The sequence below is a fragment of the Arthrobacter sp. AB6 genome (assembly GCF_031844545.1).
Classification (GTDB): Bacteria; Actinomycetota; Actinomycetes; order Actinomycetales; family Micrococcaceae; genus Arthrobacter.
The window spans coordinates 187,050-205,207 of record NZ_JAUZVL010000004.1 but is presented as its reverse complement, the minus strand read 5'-3'; the positions used below and the strand labels follow the sequence as shown (position 1 = coordinate 205,207).

Sequence of the window (18,158 nt, the reverse complement as noted above, 5' to 3'; positions counted from 1 at the left end):
GTTCGGCTGGTTTTCCGGGGATTTGGACCCCCTGGCTCCCGGTTCGCGGCCCTTAAACGCGTCCGGCCCGCGGCCCCGTTGGACGGGAGCGCGGGCCGGAGCAGGCAGGCAACTGTCAGGCCTCGAGCACCACGGGGATGATCATCGGTTTCCGGCGGAGCTTGCGGTTGACCCAGGTGCCCACCACGCGGCGGACCACCTGCTGGAGCTGGTGGCTGGTGTGGTCCGCGTGGTTGAGGACCGCTTCCTCCAGCGCAGCGTTGATCTTGGGGATGATTTCGTCGAACACGGAGTCGTCCTCCGCCACCCCGCGGGCGTGGATCTCGGGGCCGGACACCACCTTGCCGGTGGCGCGGTGGATGACGGTGATGATGGAGATGAAGCCTTCGTCGCCGAGGATCCGGCGGTCCTTGAGGTCGGCGTCCGTGATCTCGCCGACGCTGGAGCCGTCCACGTAAACGAAGCCGACTTCCACCTGGCCCACGACGTCGGCCCGGTGGTCCTTCAGGTCGATGACGGTGCCGTTGTCCGCGAGGATGACGCTGGCTTCGGGGACGCCGGAATCGATGGCGATCTTGCCGTTGGCGATCAGGTGGCGGGTCTCACCGTGCACCGGCATGGCGTTGAGCGGCTCGAGGATGTTGTAGCAGTAAAGGAGTTCGCCGGCGGCGGCGTGGCCCGAGACGTGGACCTTGGCGTTGCCCTTGTGGATCACGTCGGCGCCCAGCTTGAGCAGCCCGTTGATGATCCGGAAGACGGCGTTCTCGTTGCCGGGAATGAGGCTGGAGGCGAGGATGACGGTGTCGCCGTCCCCCACCACCACGCGGTGGTCGCCGTTGGCCATCCGGGACAGGGCCGCCATGGGCTCACCCTGCGAACCGGTGGACATCAGCACCACGCGGTTGTCCGGGAGGTTGTCCACGTTCTTGATGTCCACGATCAGGCCCGGCGGGACGTCCAGGTACCCGAGCTTCTCGGCAATGGCCATGTTGCGGACCATGGAGCGGCCCACGAAGGCCACCTTGCGGTTGTGCTTGGCAGCTGCGTCCAGCACCTGCTGAACCCGATGGACGTGCGACGAGAAGGACGCCACGATGATGCGTTTGGTGGCCTGGCCGAAGAGCCGTTCGAGTGTGGGCCCGATTTCCTTCTCGGCAGTGGTGAAACCCGGGACGTCGGCGTTGGTGGAGTCGGACATGAAGAGGTCCACGCCCTCTTCGCCGAGCTTGGCGAAGTGCCGGAGGTCGGTGATGCGCCCGTCCAGGGGCAGCTGGTCCATCTTGAAGTCGCCGGTGTGCAGCACAGTGCCGCCGGCGGTCCGGATGAACACAGCCAAAGCGTCGGGGATGGAGTGGTTGACGGCCACGAACTCACACTCGAACGGGCCGAACTTTTCGATCTGGCCCTCCTCTACCGTGAGGGTGTACGGCCGGATGCGGTGCTCCTGCAGCTTTGCCTCGATCAGGGCGAGGGTGAGCTGCGAGCCCACCAGCGGAATGTCGTTGCGTTGGCGCAGCAGGTACGGAACGGCTCCGATGTGGTCTTCGTGGCCATGGGTGAGGACCACTGCGACGATGTCGTCCAGCCGGTCCTCGATGTAGGAGAAATCAGGCAGGATCAGGTCGACGCCCGGCTGGGTTTCCTCGGGAAAGAGGACGCCGCAGTCCACGATCAGCAGCTTGCCGTCGATTTCGAACACGGCCATGTTCCGGCCGATCTCCCCCAGCCCGCCCAGCGGAACAATCCGGAGGGTGCCTTGTGGCAGGCGGGGAGGGGTGACAAGGCCGGTGAGGGCAGTTTGGGTCATATTGCACTACTTTCCAGGCGGAAGGGTGCTGGTCTTACTCCTCAGGAAAAGACCAGCCCCGCTTCCGCCAAATCCCCGCGGATGGTTTCGATCTCGGCTTCGTCCGGCTCCACGAGGGGCAAACGGACAATCGAGTTGGGCAGGACTCCCTGCCATTTAAGAATCTGCTTGGCCGCGACGGCCCCCTGGACCCGCGTCATAGTGGCCCGGACAACAGGCTGGAGTTCAAAGTTGATCTTCCGGGCAGTGCCGAGGTCGTTCGCGTTGACGGCGTCGATGAGCTCGCGGAAGCGGCGCGTGGCCACGTGGGTGGTGACGCCCACCAGGCCGACGGCTCCAAGGGCCATCCACGGAAGGGTCAGTCCGTCGTCGCCCGAGTAGAAGAGGAGGTCCGTCTCGGCCATGACGCGCGTGGCGGCGACGAAGTCGGCCTTGGCGTCCTTGACTGCCACGATGTTCGGGTGCTGCGCCAGCCGGATCATGGTGTCGGGCTCAATGGCGATGGAGGAGCGGCCGGGGATGTCGTAGAGCATGACGGGCACGTCGACAGCGGAGGCGACCGTTTCGAAGTGCGCGCGGACCCCTGCCTGGCTGGGCTTGTTGTAGTACGGCGTCACCAGGAGGAGGCCGTCGACGCCGAGGGCTGCCGCCTGCTTGGAAAGGTGCACCGAGTGGGCGGTGTCGTTGGTGCCGGTGCCGGCAATGATGGCAGCCCGGCCGCCGACAGCGTCCTTGACGGCGCGGAACATGCCGAGGTTTTCCTCGTCCGTGAGGGTGGATGTTTCGCCCGTGGTTCCGGTGACTACCAGGCCATCGCAGCCGTCGTCCACCAGCTTGCCGGCCAGTTCAGCGGCCTGCTCGTAATCCACTGCGCCGTCCTTGGTGAACGGTGTGACCATGGCGGTCAGAAGAGTACCAAGGGCAGGGAGATGCGCGGAATTGTCAGCCATGGAAAAAACGTTACCCTGTCAGCGGCTGGTTAGGACAATGCCGGGAACGTGATGCACGTCAAACAGGCGGGCCTGCACCTCGGCGCCGACCCCTTTCGCCTTGCCCGGAACCCCTTCCCCCTCGCGGCATTCGAGCCGGTCAGGGAGCGTGCCGGCCAGAGGAGCGGGGCGCCCCGGCCGGCGGGCCGCAATACCGTCCGACGGCGGCCTGCCGCAGTTCCTCCGCCCATGAGGCCAGCCTCTGGGCAGCCCGGACATAGTGGAACAGCTCCAGCGGGGTCAAGGCGTCTATATCCGATTCCGCGAGACGGCGGGCGAGCTCGGGTCCCTCAGGCTGGGCTGCAAGGCTGATGCCTTCCTGCTCCCACTCGACGTCCTCGGGCGGCCGGCCCGCCACCAACTGGCGGAAGAGGAAGTCGACGACCCCGGGACTCATAGCCTTCATGAGCCCTGCATTGCCGGACTCATGGGCGGGAATTCCGGATGATGGAGTGTGCATGCAGCCCATATTATTCGAACATATATTCGAATACAAGAAGTTTCCCGACAGCTCCGGCACAGGCAGGTGTGAGACGATCTGGTCATGACGTCCCGTACCCCGGCAAGAACGTCCCGCAAGACCGCCGGGCGGCCGGTTACGGCCAGGCTCCACGGCATCGACGCTGCCCGCGGCCTCGCCTTGCTGGGCATGATGGCCACCCACCTGCTTCCCACGTTCGAATCGAACGCGGACCTGACCCCCACCTGGATCGGCCTTACCTTCTCGGGCCGGGCTGCAGCACTGTTTGCGGTACTTGCGGGAGTGGGCCTGGCCTTGTCCACCGGAAAGCACAAGCCCCTGCAAGCCCCGGACCTGTCCGCCGCCCGCCGCGGCGTTGCCCTGCGCGCCCTGGTGATCGCCGCCGTCGGACTTTCCCTGGGCGGGCTGGAAGTCAACCTGGCCATCATCCTGGTCCACTACGCGGTGCTGTTCCTGTGTGTCCTGCCGTTCCTGGGGATGGGGCTGAAGCAGCTGTGCGCCTGGGCCGGCGGCTGGATCATGGGGTCACCGGTGCTGGCCTATCTCCTGCGCCCCTGGCTCCTCGCTGCCGAACCGCCGATGCAGCTGGGCCACAACCCCTCGTGGGAAGACCTGTCAACACCCGCGAGCCTGCTGGCGGACCTGTTCTTCACCGGGTACTACCCCGTGTTCCAGTGGCTTTCATACCTGCTCGTCGGGCTCATCGTGGGCCGGCTGGTGCTGGGCAGGGCGATGGTGCCGGTGGTGCTGCTGGTTGGCGGCTCTATCGTCGCAGTCCTGGCCAGGACCCTGGGTGTTACGGCGATGGAGAGCTGGGGCGGCCGGGCCGCACTGGAGGAACTGCTGAATTCCCCGGGTTATCCGCTGGAGAGCGTCCTGCAGGTGAACTTGACGGGCATCGCCCAGGAGGGGTCCTGGTGGTGGCTGGCTTCCGCGGCACCGCACTCGGCCACCACCCTGGACCTGTTGCACACCTCGGGCGTGGCTGTGGCGGTCATCGGCGCGTGCCTGCTGCTGGGCCGGCTTGCCGAGTGGGTGGACGTGGACCTGCTGCTGCCGCTGCGAGGTGCCGGAGCGATGACCCTGAGCCTCTACACAGTCCACGTCTGGGTGGTCTCCGGCTTCTACCTCAAGCCGCTGCCCGCCGGCTGGACGGAGGACGGGATGTATTTTGCCCACGCCGCCAGTGCAGTAATCGTTGGCATGGTGTTCGTGCTGCGGAAGTGGCGCGGGCCCTTGGAGTGGCTGGGACACGCCGCGAACCGGGCGGGCCGGGGCGAGCTTAGGCCGTCCGTTCGCTAGCTGTACTCAGCAGCTGGCGCCGGGCCGGAGAGGGCTCCTAGGCGGGAACGTTTCCGCGGAAGAGCTTGATTGCGTCCCGCATGGAAGCGCGGGCGCGTTTCCGGTCGCCGGCGGCGTCATACGCGCAGCTCAGGCGGAACCAGGAGCGCCAGTCATCCGGAGCCGCCTCGGCCTCGGAACGGTACTTCTCGAACTCGGCATCCGCGGCTGTCCGGACGATCCGGCCGGCCGGCGTGCGGGGCAGCTCATCCACCGGGAGTCCGCCCTCCGCCTCCAGGACCTTGGCCATCTGCTCCGTGCGGGCGCCGAACATCAGCTCCCGGATGAGTGCCCATGCACCGATGGCGGGCAGCACCAGGTACGCCGCACCGATAGCCTGCGCCGCGAGGTTGCTGTCCGTCAGCAGGAGGATGGAGCGCTGGAAGGACACCACCAGGTAGAAGACCAGCAGCAGGGTCACCGCTCCCACCCAGATCTTGGTGCGGTTCTTCCGGAAGCCGGCCAGCAGTCCTTCCATGGCCTAGAGCCCCAGGTCCAGGTAGCCGTCCAGGCCTACGGTCAGTCCGGGGTGTGTCGCCACGTTGCGGACGCCCAGCAGGACACCGGGCATGAATGAGGCGCGGTCGAAGGAATCGTGGCGCAGCGTCAGCTGCTCGCCGGGACCGCCCAGCAGGACTTCCTGGTGCGCCACGAGTCCCCGGAGGCGCACGCTGTGGACCCTTACGCCGTCAACGTCGCAGCCCCGCGCTCCGGCCAGCTCGCTGGTGGTGGCGTCCGGGCTGGGCGGCACCTGCGCCACAGCGCGTTCGGCAGCGATGAGCTGGGCGGTGCGGACCGCCGTGCCCGAGGGCGCGTCCACCTTGTCCGGGTGGTGGAGCTCGATGATCTCGACCGATTCGAAGTACTTGGCGGCCTTGGCGGCGAAGGCGGAGGCCAGCACCGATCCGAGGGCGAAGTTCGGGGCGATCAGGACACCTGTTTCCGGATGTCCTGCCAGCAGGCTTTCCAGCGCGGACAGCCTGCCCGCGTCCCAGCCGGTGGTTCCCACAACAGCGTGGATCCCGTGTTCGACGGCGAAGCGGACGTTCGCTTCCGTGCTTTCCGGAACCGTCAGGTCCACCACGTACCGGGCGCCGGCAGCCGTGACCTGGTCCAGCGAATCGCCGCGTCCCAGGGCCGCCACCAGTTTCATGTCGGGCGCGGCTTCGATGGCTTTTACGGCTTCGGCGCCCATGCGCCCGTTCGCGCCCAGCACGGCAACGGGCATGGGAGCAGGGAGTTGTTCGGTCATGCCGTTAAGCCTACCGGCGGGCCCGCGCCGAACAGGAACCGGGGAGTGTGCGTTACCTCGCAGGAAGCATGGTGCCGGCCGGCACCAGCGGAGACCTCAGCTGCCGGCGCCGACCCACTCCACCGTGCCGTCAGTAAAGAACTGTTCCTTCCAGATGGGCACCTGTTCCTTGATCCGGTCCACCAGCTCCGAGCACACAGCGAAGGCCTGGCCCCGGTGGGACGCAGACACCGCGCACACCAGCGCGGGATCGCCGATCTCCAGCATGCCGATCCGGTGCGCCGCCCAGATGCGGACCGGCTGCCTGGTTCCGCCACTTTCCAGGCCCGCCGCCTGTTCGGCGACCAGCTGCGCGACGACGTCGGCCATCACCTGGTATGCCATGGGATGCGCGCTGTAGCTGAGCCGCTCAACCGGCTTGCCGCCGTCGTGGTTCCGCACCACGCCGCTGAAGCTGACCACCGCCCCCGCGGTGTCGCTCTCCACTGCCGCGATGGCCTGGTCGACGGAGATTGGCTCCGCGCTCAGGACGGCGTTGACTACCTCGAAAACTGCTTCAGTGCCCATGTCCGCCTTCCAGCTGGTCGCACAGGTGCCCGATCACGGGGTCCAGGACGGTCAGTCCGTCCATGACCCCCTTGGGTGATCCGGGCAGGTTGATGATGAAGGTGCTGCCGGCCGCGCCGGCATAGCCGCGGCTCAGGGCCGCCAGCGGGGTCTTCGCGGCTCCGGCGCGGCGCACTGCTTCCATGATGCCGGGGATCTCTCGGTCCAGCAGCGGCAGGGTGACGTCCGGGGTGCGGTCGTCCGGGCTGAGGCCCGTCCCGCCGCTGGTGATGACGACGGCGGGGTGCTGGGTGAGGAGGGCGCGGATGGCTGCGCCCACGGGCTCGCCGTCGGGGACCACCATGGCCGGGAACACGTCGAAGCCGTGTTCTGTCAGCCAGTCCGTGATCACGGGGCCGGTTTCGTCATCGTAGATGCCGGCCGCAGCGCGGGTGGAGGCGATCACGACGCCGGCCTTCCGGCCCTGCACGTCGCCGTGCCGGTGCGGCTCGGAGGCATTGATGGTGCTTGGATTGGTCACAATGTCCAGTCCCCGCTTTTGCCGCCGCTCTTGGCCAGCACCTTGATGTCGGTCAGGACAGCGTGCTTGTCCACGGCCTTGATCATGTCGTAGACGCTCAGCGCCGCAACGGACACCGCTGTGAGGGCCTCCATTTCCACGCCGGTGACGCCGCGGGTCTTCACGGTGGCGAGGATCGAAACCGTCGCGGCGCCAAGCTCGAAGTCCACGGTGACCTTGGACAGCGGAAGCGGATGGCACAGCGGTATCAGTTCGGGGGTCTTCTTGGCCGCCATGATTCCGGCAACCCGTGCCACGGCCAGGGCGTCGCCCTTGGGCAGTCCGCCCGAGCCGAGCAGGTCCATCACCTCGGAGGTGGTGTGGACCGTGGCGGTGGCGGTGGCCTCGCGGGTGGTTTCGGCTTTGGCGGATACGTCCACCATCTGGGCGCTGCCGTCCTGGCGCAGGTGCGTCAGCGCGGCCGGGGTTTGTTCTGCATTCACAGCATCCATACTTCCACCTCCGCACCGGCCGCGAGCGCGGCCACTCCTGCGGGGACGTGAACCAGCACGTTGGAACCCGCGAGCGCGTGCATCAGGTGTGAGCTTTCCCCGCCCTGCAGCTCCACCGTCCCGTCGGACCGCAACGTTCCCCGGCGGACCTGGTGCTTGTGTTCGGGAGACGTGAGCGGGTGGGCGAGGCGGGCGCGGAGGGGCAGGCGCGGTGCGGGCGTTCCCAGCAAACCGGCAAGCACCGGGCGGAGGAACATCTCGAACGACACCAGGCAGCTGACAGGGTTGCCGGGGAAACCCAGGAAGGGACGCCCGTCGAAGCTGCCGATCCCCTGCGGGCCCCCCGGCTGCATGGCCACGTGCAGGAATTCCACCGGCTGGTCCTCCATGGCCTGCCGGACCACCTCGTAGGCGCCCTTGCTGACCCCTCCGGTGGTGACGATCAGGTCCGCCGCGCTGCCTTCGGCCCGCAGCAGCGCCCGCAGCGCGTCCGGGTTGTCCGTGGCAATGCCTGCCCGCCGGACCACCAGTCCCGCCTGCGTCATGGCCGCTTCCAGCAGGGTGCCGTTGGAGTCGTAGATCTTGCCGGCAGGGAGCTCCTGGCCGGGCTCCACCACCTCGTCGCCGGTGGTCACCAGCAGGACGGTCACAGCTTTGTAGACCGCCACGTCCGGGATGCCCAGCGCCGCCAGCAGTCCCAGTTGGGCCGGGCCCAGGAAAGTGCCGGCTGCCAGGGCCGTCTCCCCGGCAAAGACGTCGCTGCCTGCTGCGCGCACAAACGTTCCGGGCGCTGCCGGGGGCAGCCGCACGGTTGCCTGTTCCGTTGCCTGTGCGGCCGGGGGCAGGAATCGGTCCGGAACGGCCCGCTCGATGGGGACGACGGCGTCGGCTCCGTCCGGGAGCATGGCTCCCGTCATGATCGGTGCGGCCATGCCGGGCCTGAGTCCGTCCGGACTGGCACCGGCGGGGACGGGAGGCATGACGCGCAGCTCTCCCCCGCCGTCGGGCAGGTCAGCGGAGCGGACGGCGTAGCCGTCCATCTGCGAGTTGGGGAAGGGCGGCAGGCTGATGGGAGCCGGGATGTCGCCGACCAGGCCCCGGCCCAGGGCCCCGCGCAGCGGCAGGCGTTCCGTCCGCTCCGGTGACCGCAAGGGCCGCAACAGATCCTCGACAGCGGCCGCATGGTCAGCCACGGACCGTGCGTGGTGCCGGGCACGGTGCGTTGCCTGGTCCATAGGCGTTCCATGCGGTTGCGGGCTAGTCATGGTTCCGCCTTCAGTGTCAGCCTTCAGGGTTTCACGTCCACTCTAATGGTGTGGAGCCCGGTGGCGCCGTCGGGGGCGGCAGGGCGGCTCTGCTCGTCCTGGATCCGGCCGGAAAGGTCCGTGGCCCTGACCTGGATTTCGTATTGCCCTTCCGTCAGGTCGAGTCCCAGCTTCCATTGGTACCAGGTGTCCAGGGAGATGCCCTCCGCCAGTTCGGCCTGCTGCCACGCGCCCCGGTTCACCCTCAGCTCCACCTTCCCGATGCCGGTATGCTGCGCCCAGGCCACGCCTCCGAACAGCACCTTTCCCGCCTTCACGGGGCGGCCACCACGCGGCACATCGATCCTCGAGGAGGTCTTGATGGGACCCCGTTCGGACCAGCCTCGGGGTGTCCAGTAGGCGACGTCATCCGCGAACCTCGTGACCTTGAGCTGGGTGACCCATTTGGTGGCGGAGACGTAGCCGTAGAGTCCGGGCACCACCAGCCGCACGGGAAAGCCGTGCTCAAGGGGCAGCGGCTCGCCGTTCATTCCAATGGCGAGCAGCGCATCCCTGCCGTCGCTGAGCACCTCGAGGGGCGTTCCCGCCGTCCAGCCGTCGGCGCTCCTTGAGAGGACCATGTCCGCGCCGGGCCGGGGGCCTGCCAGTGCCAGGAGCTCGCGGACCGGCCAGCCGAGCCAGCGCGCGTTTCCGATAAGGTCGCCGCCCACGTTGTTGGACACGCAGGCGAGGGTGACATGGCGCTCAACCAGGGGTTTGGCCAGGAGATCGGCGAAGGACAGTTCAACCTCCCTGTCCACCATTCCCGTGACTTTCAGGACCCAGGTGTCGGGATCGATTGCGGGAACGGTGAGTGCGGTGTCGATGCGGTAGAAGTCGGCGTTCGGGGTGACCAGCGGGGTGATGCCCTCGACTCCGGCGTCGGCGGTTGCCGGTATGGCTGGAGCCGCTGACGCGGGAGCCGGCAGGGCCACGCGGCCCCTGGCCTCGCTGACGACGGCAGCGGCCCCGCGCCAGGCTGCCGCGAGCACGCCGCCGACTGCCGTAAATGCGGCTCCACTCGCCAAGGCCTGGAGGAAGCGGCGGCGGGCCGGGGCAGGGGTTGCTGTGGGGTCGGGGGTCGCTGCCTGGCTCCCCCACTCCTGAAGCATGCGGACCAGGAGCCTAAGCAGGATGACCGCCACGAGGGCGGTGAACACCGCCAGGCTCATTGCGTTGGCATTCGCCTGGGCACGGGTCAGGACGGCCGCGAGGCCAGCCAGGCCAAAGACGCCAACCACGGCGGCACCGGCGTAGCGCCGCCGGTCCTCCACGACTCCTGCCAGCCCGGCGAATCCGGCAATGACCAGCGCCATGCCCACCAGGAGGGCAACTTTGTCCGCCGTCCCGAACAGCGCAACAGCCCAGTCCTTGACAGCGGGAGGAACGGCATCGATGACGGCACCGCCCACAGCGGTCACCGGTGACAGCGCCGGACTGAACACGCCCGCCAAAAGCTCCCCAAGGACTAGCGCGCTGCCCGCCGCAACCGCACCTGCTGCGGCGGCCAGCCACGCGCGGCGCCGTAGCGCTTGCCCATGCCCTTGAACTTGCCTCTGCCCGTGCCCTTGCCCGTGCCTGTGCCTGTGCGGCAGGAAAGGCGCCGGTCGCTCCGGAAGCCGCGTCCCGCCGTCGTGCGTTGCCTGTCCTGGCTGGGAACTGTCCACATCTCCAGCTTAGATTCGCCGGATACCCGCTGCGCCGTTGCTGGCTGCACATTCTGTTTGCCCTGTCCGCACCGTCCCGTGTGTGATGCAGAGCCCATCGTGGCGTAGCCTGAATTCATGAGTGTCCAGCTAGGCATGCCGCAGCCACGGGAGGAAGCGGGCTCAGCACTGCCGTCCGTCCCGGCGGCCCGCCCCGCCGGCGCCGCTGCCGGGCTCGTAGACCGGTACGGCCGCCGGGCCACGGACATGAGGCTGTCCCTGACGGACAAATGCAATCTCCGCTGCACGTACTGCATGCCCGCCGAAGGTTTGGAATGGCTCGCAAAGCAGGCAGTGATGTCCGCGGAGGAGATCGTGCGGATCGTGCGGATCGGCGTGGACCAGCTGGGTGTGCGCGAACTGCGCCTTACCGGTGGCGAACCGCTGGTGCGGCACGACCTTGTTGAGATCATTGCCTCACTCCGCCGGAACCATCCCGGGCTGCCCATTTCGATGACCACCAACGGTGTGGGGCTGGCGAAGAAAGCCGCGGCATTGAAGGCGGCCGGCCTGACCCGGATCAACGTTTCCCTGGATTCGCTGCACGAGGAAACCTTCACCCAGCTGACCCGGCGGCCGTTCCTGGACCAGGTGCTGGCCGGCGTGGATGCCGCATGGGCGGCAGGTCTTGGCCCGGTTAAGCTCAACGCCGTCCTGATGCGCGGCATCAACGATGCCGAGGCGCCGTCATTGCTGGCATGGGCGCTGGAGCGCGGCTACGAGCTGCGGTTCATCGAGCAGATGCCGCTCGACGCCGACCATGGCTGGACGCGGCGGAACATGATCACGGCCGCCGAGATCCGTGGGCTGCTCTCGTCCGACTTTGTCCTCAGCCCCGATCCCCGCGCCCGTGACGGCGCCCCGGCGGAACGCTTTGAAGTACGACGCCGGGAGGCCGGGTCTGTTTCCGACGATTTGTCCGGCCCGGTCCTGGGCACGGTGGGGATCATCGCCTCCGTGACCGAACCTTTCTGTTCGGACTGCCGCCGGACCCGGATCACGGCCGAGGGCAAGATCATGAGCTGCCTGTTCTCCCGGGAAGAGATTGACTTGCTGGGGCTCCTGCGTTCGGGAGCCAGCGACGGCGAACTCGCCGAGCGCTGGCAGGACGCCATGTGGCTCAAGCCCAAAGCCCACGGAATGGACCACGTGGGACTCGACGCTCCGGACTTCGTCCAGCCGGACCGCAGCATGAGCGCCATCGGGGGCTGAAACTTGTGAACGTACGTTACTTCGCTGCCGCACGCGCTGCCTCGGGCGTCGAAGAAGAGCGCTTCGATTTGGCGGCAGGCTCCACTGTTACGGATCTTTTGGAAGCTGTCCTGGCTGTCGAGCGCCCTGAACCGCCCACCGGCACTCCCCCGCTGCCCCGCATCCTGTCCCGGAGCAGCTTCCTCCTGAACGAAATCGCCGTGCGCGATCATTCGGTTGTGTTGAAGGCCGACGACGTAGTGGATGTGCTGCCGCCGTTCGCCGGAGGCTAGCAGGGCTCTCCTCTTCGTGGTTTCCGCCCAAAATGTCAGACCCCCATTAGAAGATGTATTCATGGGAAACGGCGCGGGCACGGCATTAGCGATGGAGGGCATTCAGGCCTCCACCTCCCGCCTGAACGCGCTGTTTCTCGAAGATTCCGCCCTGGAAGCCGGCGGTGGTGCGGGTGCCGGGGTTGACGTGCTGCAGCGCCGCTATGAACTCTGCCTGGAGCGGATGGCCGTGGCGAAGCAACTCGAAGCGCAGATCGCCGCTGTGAAGGCGGGGGACGCGGCCGAGGCCGTCGGAATCCAGCACGCCATGACCCCGCCGGACGCGCCCCTACACGAACGGACTTACGCCGAGATGTCCGCCGTTGAGGAAATCGCCGGGGTCCTGACCCTCAGCTCCCCCGCCGCCGGGGCCCTCGTTGCCCAGGCCCGACAGCTCGCCACCCTCCCCTTGGCTATGGACGCCCTGGCGGCAGGGACCATCTCCTGGCAGCACGCCAAAATACTCGTCGACGAAACCGATGCACTCGGCACTACTGGCACCGCCGCCCTCGTTGCACACTTCCTCGACCCAGACGCACCTAAGCCCGCCCGCGGAGCCGCCGCAGGTGAACTCGTGCCTAACCGGTTCCGTGCCAAGGTCCGCGGCTGGCGTGAACGCCACCACCCCGAGACTTTGGCGAAACGCCACAGCAAATGTGCCGCGGACCGGCGGATGGAATGCACCCCGGACCGCGACGGCATGGCGTGGCTCTCGCTCTACCTGCCGGCCGACACCGCAAACGCCATCTGGAACCGCACCACCGCCCTCGCCCGCGGCTTCCAGGGCCCCGAAGAAGCCCGCACCATGTCGCAACTGCGGCCCGACGTCGCCGCCCACCTGCTCCTCAGCGCAGGACCAGCCCCTAGCCACGCACAGGAAAGCACCCCAGATAGAACCGGGACGGCAGAACGCAGCACTGTAGAGGGCACCGACGCCCCTGTCGGGCTGGCTTCCCTGTCCGTCAATGACCAAACAGATGCCGCACCCATCGGCACGGATGCCGCGGGACCAACTGTCGGGGATGCCTCTGCCGCCGCTGCCACTGACGTCAACAGCGCGTGCGCCGATCTTGCCAGCGTCCCGGTGCCCAAGGCGGACGTCCTCGTCACAGTCCCGGTGTTCTCACTCCTCGGCCTCACGGACGAGCCCGCAAACCTGGACGGCTACGGGCCCATCCCGGCCTCCATGGCCCGCAAACTCGTCGCCGACGGCGCAAACTCGTTCCACCGCGTCCTGGTGGACCCGCGGGACGGCGCACCCCTTGAAATCGGCCGCACCAGCTACCGCCTCACCAAAGCCATGAAACAAGCACTCCGCCTCCGCGACGGAAAATGCACCTTCCCCGGCTGCAACAACCATTCACTCGACAACGAGGCAGACCATCTCCAAGCCTGGCAGCACGGCGGAACCACCGGCATCAGCAACCTGGCCCAACTCTGCCCCAAACACCACCGCCTCAAACACAACAGCCGCTGGACACCCACCCCTGCCACCGAAACCGAACCACCCGGCTGGACCTCACCATCGGACAGGCACTACAGAGCCGAACACCAGGACTGGGAACCACCCCACTGGCCGCCTGGACTCCTTGCCGCTGAACCCCCGGAATTCCAGGCGGCGGAACCTCCCCTTGAAGAGCCGGCGGGTGACAACTTCGTGGATCCGGCCGATGTTCCGGCTGACGACAGTTTATGGGCCGACTTCTACGCCATGCCCCCGAAACTGCCCGGGGACCCGCTCAAAGGGTGGGGCTTGGTGCACTGCTGACGTCGCTTGGAATCTGACTGAATCTGCTGCCATCTGGATCAGCCGTCATTGTGATCTGCTTCATCTGACCGCGTCAGCTCCGCTGGAACGACGACGTCATGAAGGGAACGTAGGCCGGGCCGGTCCCGTCGTCCGCGCCGGACCCGTCCCTTGTCGTACTTGTAGTCCTGCCGCCTCGGGTTCGTAGCTCCGTGATGTGGGTGAGTACATCGCCGTCGACGCGCAACGTATGGCGGGTCCACCCGGCACCGCCCCGGCGTTCCACCCTAAGGGCGCCGTCATGCCATGTGCAGCGGGCGGCAGCGGCGGTCGCGGGGCCCGCGTTATCCACGTAGTACCAAAAAACGTCCTGGTGATCCGGGTCGACGGTGAAGATCCCGTGCCCTTCGAAATGCGTCCCGTCCGCCTCCAGGTGGCGGTAGCTCTGGACGACGGCAGATCCGCCGGCCACCGGGGTGTAGGTCACCTCGGCGTCGACGGTCCGTTCGGGCCCCCAAGGACCGGCGGCGAACCGGGTACTCCCCCGCCAGTGGCCCAGGAAGCCGGCCAGAGCTTGCGGCGCGCGGCCGGGAGGGTTCCGTTCCACTGTCCCCTCACCTCCAGAGCCAAGTCCTGCCGTTTGCGAGCTATGTCCTGCCGTTCCGCGGCGTCAGAGTCCGAACGTTTCCGACTCCTCGAATGGTCCGACGACGGTCACAGTCCTGGGAGCGGCAGCGAGTTCGGCCGCCAATTCCTGGACCTGTTCGGTGGTGACAGCCTTGATCTGGCGCAGGGTTTCGTCAATGTCCTGGTACTCGCCGGACACAAGCTCGGCCCGGCCCAGCCGGGACATCCGCGACCCGGTATCCTCCAGCGCCAGCACGATCCCGCCGCCCAGCTGGCCTACAGCCTTGCGGAGTTCGTCCTCGGAGATGCCGTGCTCAGCCAGCTTGTCCAGCTCAACAGCGAGCAGGTCAAGCACCTGCCGTACCTTGGACGGCGTGCACCCGGCGTACATGCCGAAGTAGCCGGCATCCGCGTAGGAGGACGCGAAGGAGTACGTGGAATACACTAGGCCGCGCTTCTCGCGGATCTCCTGGAACAGGCGTGAGGACATGCCCCCGCCCAGCACGGCGTTGAGGACGCTCATGACGTAGCGCCTTTCGTCCGTGGCCACGATCGTGGGGCAACCCATGATGATGTTCGCTTGCTCCACGGCGCGCTTGACGACGTGGAGCCCTGCGGTCCCGGTGATGAGGGCACGTTCGGTGGACCGGCGTTCCACCGGCGCCGCATCGGACTCAAGCGACCAGCCGGCAGACTCAAGTGCGTCCACCACAAGGCCGCAGACGACGTCGTGCTCCAGGCCGCCGGCGGCGGTAATCACCAGTTCGTCCGGCCGGTAATAGCGCTGGTAGTGCTCCCACACGGAATCACGGGCTACCGCCTTGATGGCGTCCGGCGTGCCGCCGATGGGGCGGCCCAGGGGATGGCTGCCCAGGACGGCTGAGACAAAGTGTTCGTGGGCGACGTCCGTTGGGTCGTCGCTGTCCATGGCGATTTCCTCAAGGATGACGTCGCGTTCCTGCTCCATCTCGGCAGGATCGATGACGGCGCCTGTGATCATGTCGGCAATGACATCGATGGCCATCGGCAGGTCGGTGTCCAGGACCCGCGCGAAGTAACACGTGCTTTCCTTCGCCGTAGCGGCATTCGACTCGCCGCCCACCTCGTCAAAGGCAGAGGCGATCTCCAGCGCAGTCCGGCGCTTGGTTCCCTTGAACAGGAGGTGCTCGAGGAAGTGCGTTGAGCCGTGCTGGCCCGGGGCCTCATCGCGGGAACCGACCCCCACCCAAAATCCGATGGTGGCCGACCTCTGCCCGGGCATCGCCTCCGTAAGTACCCGCACTCCGCCGGGCAGCACCGAACGCCGCACTTCGGAGCCGCCGTCGGCCCCGTGGACCAGGGTATCGCCGCGGTGGTTCTGCTCAAGCGGCAGGGGTACAACAGTCATTGAGGCCTTTCAAGAGGGGCAGCCGGGATCTGGCTGCCATCGTAACAGCGGCGGGGCCGGTGGATCATCCACCGGCCCCGCCTCTTCATGCTGCGGGCGAGCCCGCTGTGCGGTGTGCTAGACCTCTGCGCCTTCAGCGGGCTCCGTGGCGTCTACGCGCTCGTTCTCCCCCGCGCCTTCCTCATCAGCCACTACAGGAGACAGGGACAGCTTTCCGCGGTCATCGATCTTGGTGATTTCCACCTGGACCTTCTGGCCCACCGAGACAACGTCTTCGACGTTGTCCACGCGCTTGCCGCCTGCGATCTTGCGCAGCTCGGAGATGTGCAGGAGGCCGTCCTTGCCCGGTGTCAGCGAAACGAAGGCACCGAAGGTGGTGGTCTTGACGACCGTACCCAGGTAGCGCTCGCCGATTTCCGGGACCTGCGGGTTGGCGATGGCGTTGATGGCGGAACGCGCTGCTTCCGCAGACGGGCCGTTGGTGGCGCCAATGTAGACCGTGCCGTCGTCCTCGATGGAGATGTCGGCGCCGGTGTCTTCCTGGATCTGGTTGATCATCTTGCCCTTGGGGCCGATGACCTCGCCGATCTTGTCCACGGGGATCTTCACGGCGATGACGCGCGGCGCGAACTCGGAGAGCTCGTCCGGGGTGTCGATGGCCGAGTTGATGACCTCGAGGATGTGCAGGCGTGCCTCGCGGGCCTGCTTCAGGGCTGCTGCCAGCACGGAAGCGGGGATGCCGTCGAGCTTGGTGTCAAGCTGGATGGCCGTGACGAACTCGGAGGTACCGGCAACCTTGAAGTCCATGTCGCCGAAGGCATCTTCGGCACCAAGGATGTCGGTCAGCGCAGCGTAGCGGGTCTGGCCGTCCACCTGGTCGGAGACCAGGCCCATGGCGATGCCGGCGACGGCGGCCTTCAGGGGCACACCTGCGTTCAGCATCGAGAGGGTGGAGGCGCAAACGGAACCCATCGACGTCGAGCCGTTGGAGCTGAGGGCCTCGGATACCTGGCGGATGGCGTACGGGAACTCCTCGCGGGACGGCAAGACCGGCATGAGCGCGCGCTCGGCCAGGGCACCGTGGCCGATTTCGCGGCGCTTCGGGGAACCGACGCGGCCGGTCTCGCCGGTGGAGTACGGCGGGAAGTTGTAGTTGTGCATGTAGCGCTTGGTCTTTACCGGAGACAGCGAGTCGATCTGCTGTTCCATCTTCAGCATGTTCAGCGTGGTGACGCCCATGATCTGGGTTTCACCGCGTTCGAAGATGGCCGAACCGTGAACGCGCGGCAGGACCTCGACCTCGGCGGTGAGCTGGCGGATGTCCGTGAGGCCACGTCCGTCAATGCGGATCTGGTCCTTCAGGATGCGCTGGCGCACAACGTGCTTGGTGACCGAGCGGAATGCTGCGGACAGCTCCTTCTCGCGGCCTTCGAACTGGCCGGCCAGGGAGGCGGTGACCTCGTCCTTCAGGGCGTCCGAGGCGTTGTCGCGCTCCTGCTTGTCCGCGATCTGGAAGACGGCGGCGAGCTTCTCAGCGGCAGCGGCCTCGACGGCGGCGTAAACATCGTCCTCGTAGTCGAGGAAGACCGGGAATTCAACGGTCGGCTTGGCAGCGCGGGCAGCGAGGTCGGCCTGGGCTTCGCAGAGTGCCTTGATGAACGGCTTCGCGGCCTCGAGGCCCTCGGAGACAACCTCTTCGGTGGGGGCGGTGGCGCCCTGTTCCTTGATGAGGTTCCAGGAGTTGTCGGTGGCTTCGGCTTCCACCATCATGATGGCGACGTCGTCCCCGTCCGGACCGGACACAGTACGGCCGGCAACCACCATGTTGAAGACGGAGTGCTCCAGCTGGGAGTGCTTGGGGAAAGCAACCCACTGTGAACCGTTTTCGTCAGCAACCAGGGCAACGCGGACGCCGCCGATGGGGCCGGAGAACGGCAGGCCGGACAGCTGGGTGGACATGGAGGAGGCGTTGATGGCCACCACGTCGTAGAGCTCGTCCGGGTTGATCGCCAGGACGGTGACCACGATCTGGACCTCGTTGCGCAGGCCCTTGATGAAGGCGGGACGCAGCGGGCGGTCCATCAGGCGGCAGGCCAGGATGGCTTCGGTGGACGGGCGTCCTTCACGGCGGAAGAACGAGCCCGGAATGCGGCCGGCAGCGTACATGCGCTCTTCGACGTCGACCGTCAGCGGGAAGAAGTCAAAGCCTTCACGCGGGTGCTTGCCTGCAGTGGTGGCGGACAGCAGTGCGGTGTCATCGTCGATGTACACCATGGCTGCGCCGGCTGCCTGCTTGGCAAGGCGGCCGGTTTCGAAGCGGATTACGCGCTTGCCGAAACGGCCATTGTCAATGACTGCTTCCGAGAACTGGATTTCGGGACCCTCCAAGAGAGTCACCTCCGTTTCTGTTTTACGG

General features: G+C 67.1%; 17 protein-coding genes. 4 read left to right on the top strand and 13 right to left on the bottom strand.

Annotation, left to right across the window (positions count from 1 at the left end):
• Positions 1 to 115 precede the first annotated feature (115 nt).
• From Q9R30_RS04945 to Q9R30_RS04935, 3 genes are all read right to left on the bottom strand, one after another.
• A complete protein-coding gene (locus tag Q9R30_RS04945) occupies positions 116 to 1,807 on the bottom strand; it encodes a ribonuclease J (RefSeq protein ID WP_104997410.1) in 1,692 nt (563 codons plus the stop codon).
• Between the two features lie 41 nt (positions 1,808 to 1,848).
• Entirely contained in the window at positions 1,849 to 2,757 is a 909-nt protein-coding gene (gene dapA / locus Q9R30_RS04940; RefSeq protein WP_104997409.1) for a 4-hydroxy-tetrahydrodipicolinate synthase, read from the bottom strand.
• Positions 2,758 to 2,896: 139 nt separating this feature from the next.
• Positions 2,897 to 3,256 carry a hypothetical protein gene (locus tag Q9R30_RS04935; protein ID WP_396136693.1) on the bottom strand — a complete coding sequence of 120 codons (360 nt, stop codon included), beginning with the start codon at positions 3,254 to 3,256 and terminating at the stop codon, positions 2,897 to 2,899.
• 84 nt (positions 3,257 to 3,340) lie between these two features.
• On the opposite strand from Q9R30_RS04935, the gene Q9R30_RS04930 reads away from it, so the two are divergent.
• Complete coding sequence (locus tag Q9R30_RS04930; protein WP_311216937.1) at positions 3,341 to 4,579, top strand: heparan-alpha-glucosaminide N-acetyltransferase domain-containing protein; 1,239 nt, start codon at positions 3,341 to 3,343, stop codon at positions 4,577 to 4,579.
• A 37-nt stretch (positions 4,580 to 4,616) separates the two neighbouring features.
• Here Q9R30_RS04930 and Q9R30_RS04925 read toward each other — a convergent pair whose 3' ends face one another.
• The 7 genes from Q9R30_RS04925 to Q9R30_RS04895 all read right to left on the bottom strand — a co-directional run bounded on the left by Q9R30_RS04925 (position 4,617) and on the right by Q9R30_RS04895 (position 10,263).
• Positions 4,617 to 5,096 (bottom strand): hypothetical protein, encoded by a 480-nt coding sequence (locus Q9R30_RS04925; RefSeq protein WP_311216936.1) that lies wholly within the window; start codon positions 5,094 to 5,096, stop codon positions 4,617 to 4,619.
• Positions 5,097 to 5,099: 3 nt separating this feature from the next.
• Positions 5,100 to 5,870, bottom strand: coding sequence for a 4-hydroxy-tetrahydrodipicolinate reductase (gene dapB / locus Q9R30_RS04920; protein WP_311216935.1), 771 nt, complete (start codon positions 5,868 to 5,870; stop codon positions 5,100 to 5,102).
• A 96-nt stretch (positions 5,871 to 5,966) separates the two neighbouring features.
• Positions 5,967 to 6,437 carry a molybdenum cofactor biosynthesis protein MoaE gene (locus Q9R30_RS04915; RefSeq protein WP_311216934.1) on the bottom strand — a complete coding sequence of 157 codons (471 nt, stop codon included), beginning with the start codon at positions 6,435 to 6,437 and terminating at the stop codon, positions 5,967 to 5,969.
• Positions 6,427 to 6,957 (bottom strand): molybdenum cofactor biosynthesis protein B, encoded by a 531-nt coding sequence (locus tag Q9R30_RS04910; RefSeq protein ID WP_104997404.1) that lies wholly within the window; start codon positions 6,955 to 6,957, stop codon positions 6,427 to 6,429. The genes Q9R30_RS04915 and Q9R30_RS04910 overlap by 11 nt, the downstream gene beginning before the upstream one ends.
• Positions 6,954 to 7,448 (bottom strand): cyclic pyranopterin monophosphate synthase MoaC, encoded by a 495-nt coding sequence (moaC, locus tag Q9R30_RS04905; RefSeq protein ID WP_104997403.1) that lies wholly within the window; start codon positions 7,446 to 7,448, stop codon positions 6,954 to 6,956. Before moaC ends, Q9R30_RS04910 begins: the two co-directional genes overlap by 4 nt.
• Positions 7,436 to 8,713 carry a gephyrin-like molybdotransferase Glp gene (gene glp / locus Q9R30_RS04900; RefSeq protein ID WP_396136692.1) on the bottom strand — a complete coding sequence of 426 codons (1,278 nt, stop codon included), beginning with the start codon at positions 8,711 to 8,713 and terminating at the stop codon, positions 7,436 to 7,438. Before glp ends, moaC begins: the two co-directional genes overlap by 13 nt.
• 23 nt (positions 8,714 to 8,736) lie before the next feature.
• Positions 8,737 to 10,263 carry a molybdopterin-dependent oxidoreductase gene (locus Q9R30_RS04895; protein ID WP_311216968.1) on the bottom strand — a complete coding sequence of 509 codons (1,527 nt, stop codon included), beginning with the start codon at positions 10,261 to 10,263 and terminating at the stop codon, positions 8,737 to 8,739.
• 273 nt (positions 10,264 to 10,536) lie between these two features.
• Here Q9R30_RS04895 and moaA point away from each other — a divergent pair, with 273 nt between their 5' ends.
• The 3 genes from moaA to Q9R30_RS04880 all read left to right on the top strand — a co-directional run bounded on the left by moaA (position 10,537) and on the right by Q9R30_RS04880 (position 13,749).
• Entirely contained in the window at positions 10,537 to 11,670 is a 1,134-nt protein-coding gene (moaA, locus tag Q9R30_RS04890; RefSeq protein WP_311216933.1) for a GTP 3',8-cyclase MoaA, read from the top strand.
• A 5-nt stretch (positions 11,671 to 11,675) separates the two neighbouring features.
• A complete protein-coding gene (locus Q9R30_RS04885) occupies positions 11,676 to 11,942 on the top strand; it encodes a MoaD/ThiS family protein (protein ID WP_104997400.1) in 267 nt (88 codons plus the stop codon).
• Between the two features lie 61 nt (positions 11,943 to 12,003).
• Positions 12,004 to 13,749 carry an HNH endonuclease gene (locus tag Q9R30_RS04880; RefSeq protein WP_311216932.1) on the top strand — a complete coding sequence of 582 codons (1,746 nt, stop codon included), beginning with the start codon at positions 12,004 to 12,006 and terminating at the stop codon, positions 13,747 to 13,749.
• Between the two features lie 73 nt (positions 13,750 to 13,822).
• Here the strand turns inward: Q9R30_RS04880 and Q9R30_RS04875 are convergent, their stop codons facing one another.
• From Q9R30_RS04875 to Q9R30_RS04865, 3 genes are all read right to left on the bottom strand, one after another.
• A complete protein-coding gene (locus tag Q9R30_RS04875) occupies positions 13,823 to 14,335 on the bottom strand; it encodes a DUF1579 family protein (RefSeq protein WP_311216931.1) in 513 nt (170 codons plus the stop codon).
• 63 nt (positions 14,336 to 14,398) lie between these two features.
• Positions 14,399 to 15,742 (bottom strand): pitrilysin family protein, encoded by a 1,344-nt coding sequence (locus tag Q9R30_RS04870; protein ID WP_104997398.1) that lies wholly within the window; start codon positions 15,740 to 15,742, stop codon positions 14,399 to 14,401.
• A gap of 117 nt (positions 15,743 to 15,859) precedes the next feature.
• On the bottom strand, positions 15,860 to 18,130 hold the full coding sequence (locus Q9R30_RS04865; RefSeq protein WP_311216967.1) for a polyribonucleotide nucleotidyltransferase: 2,271 nt from the start codon (positions 18,128 to 18,130) through the stop codon (positions 15,860 to 15,862).
• Between the last annotated feature and the right edge of the window lie 28 nt (positions 18,131 to 18,158).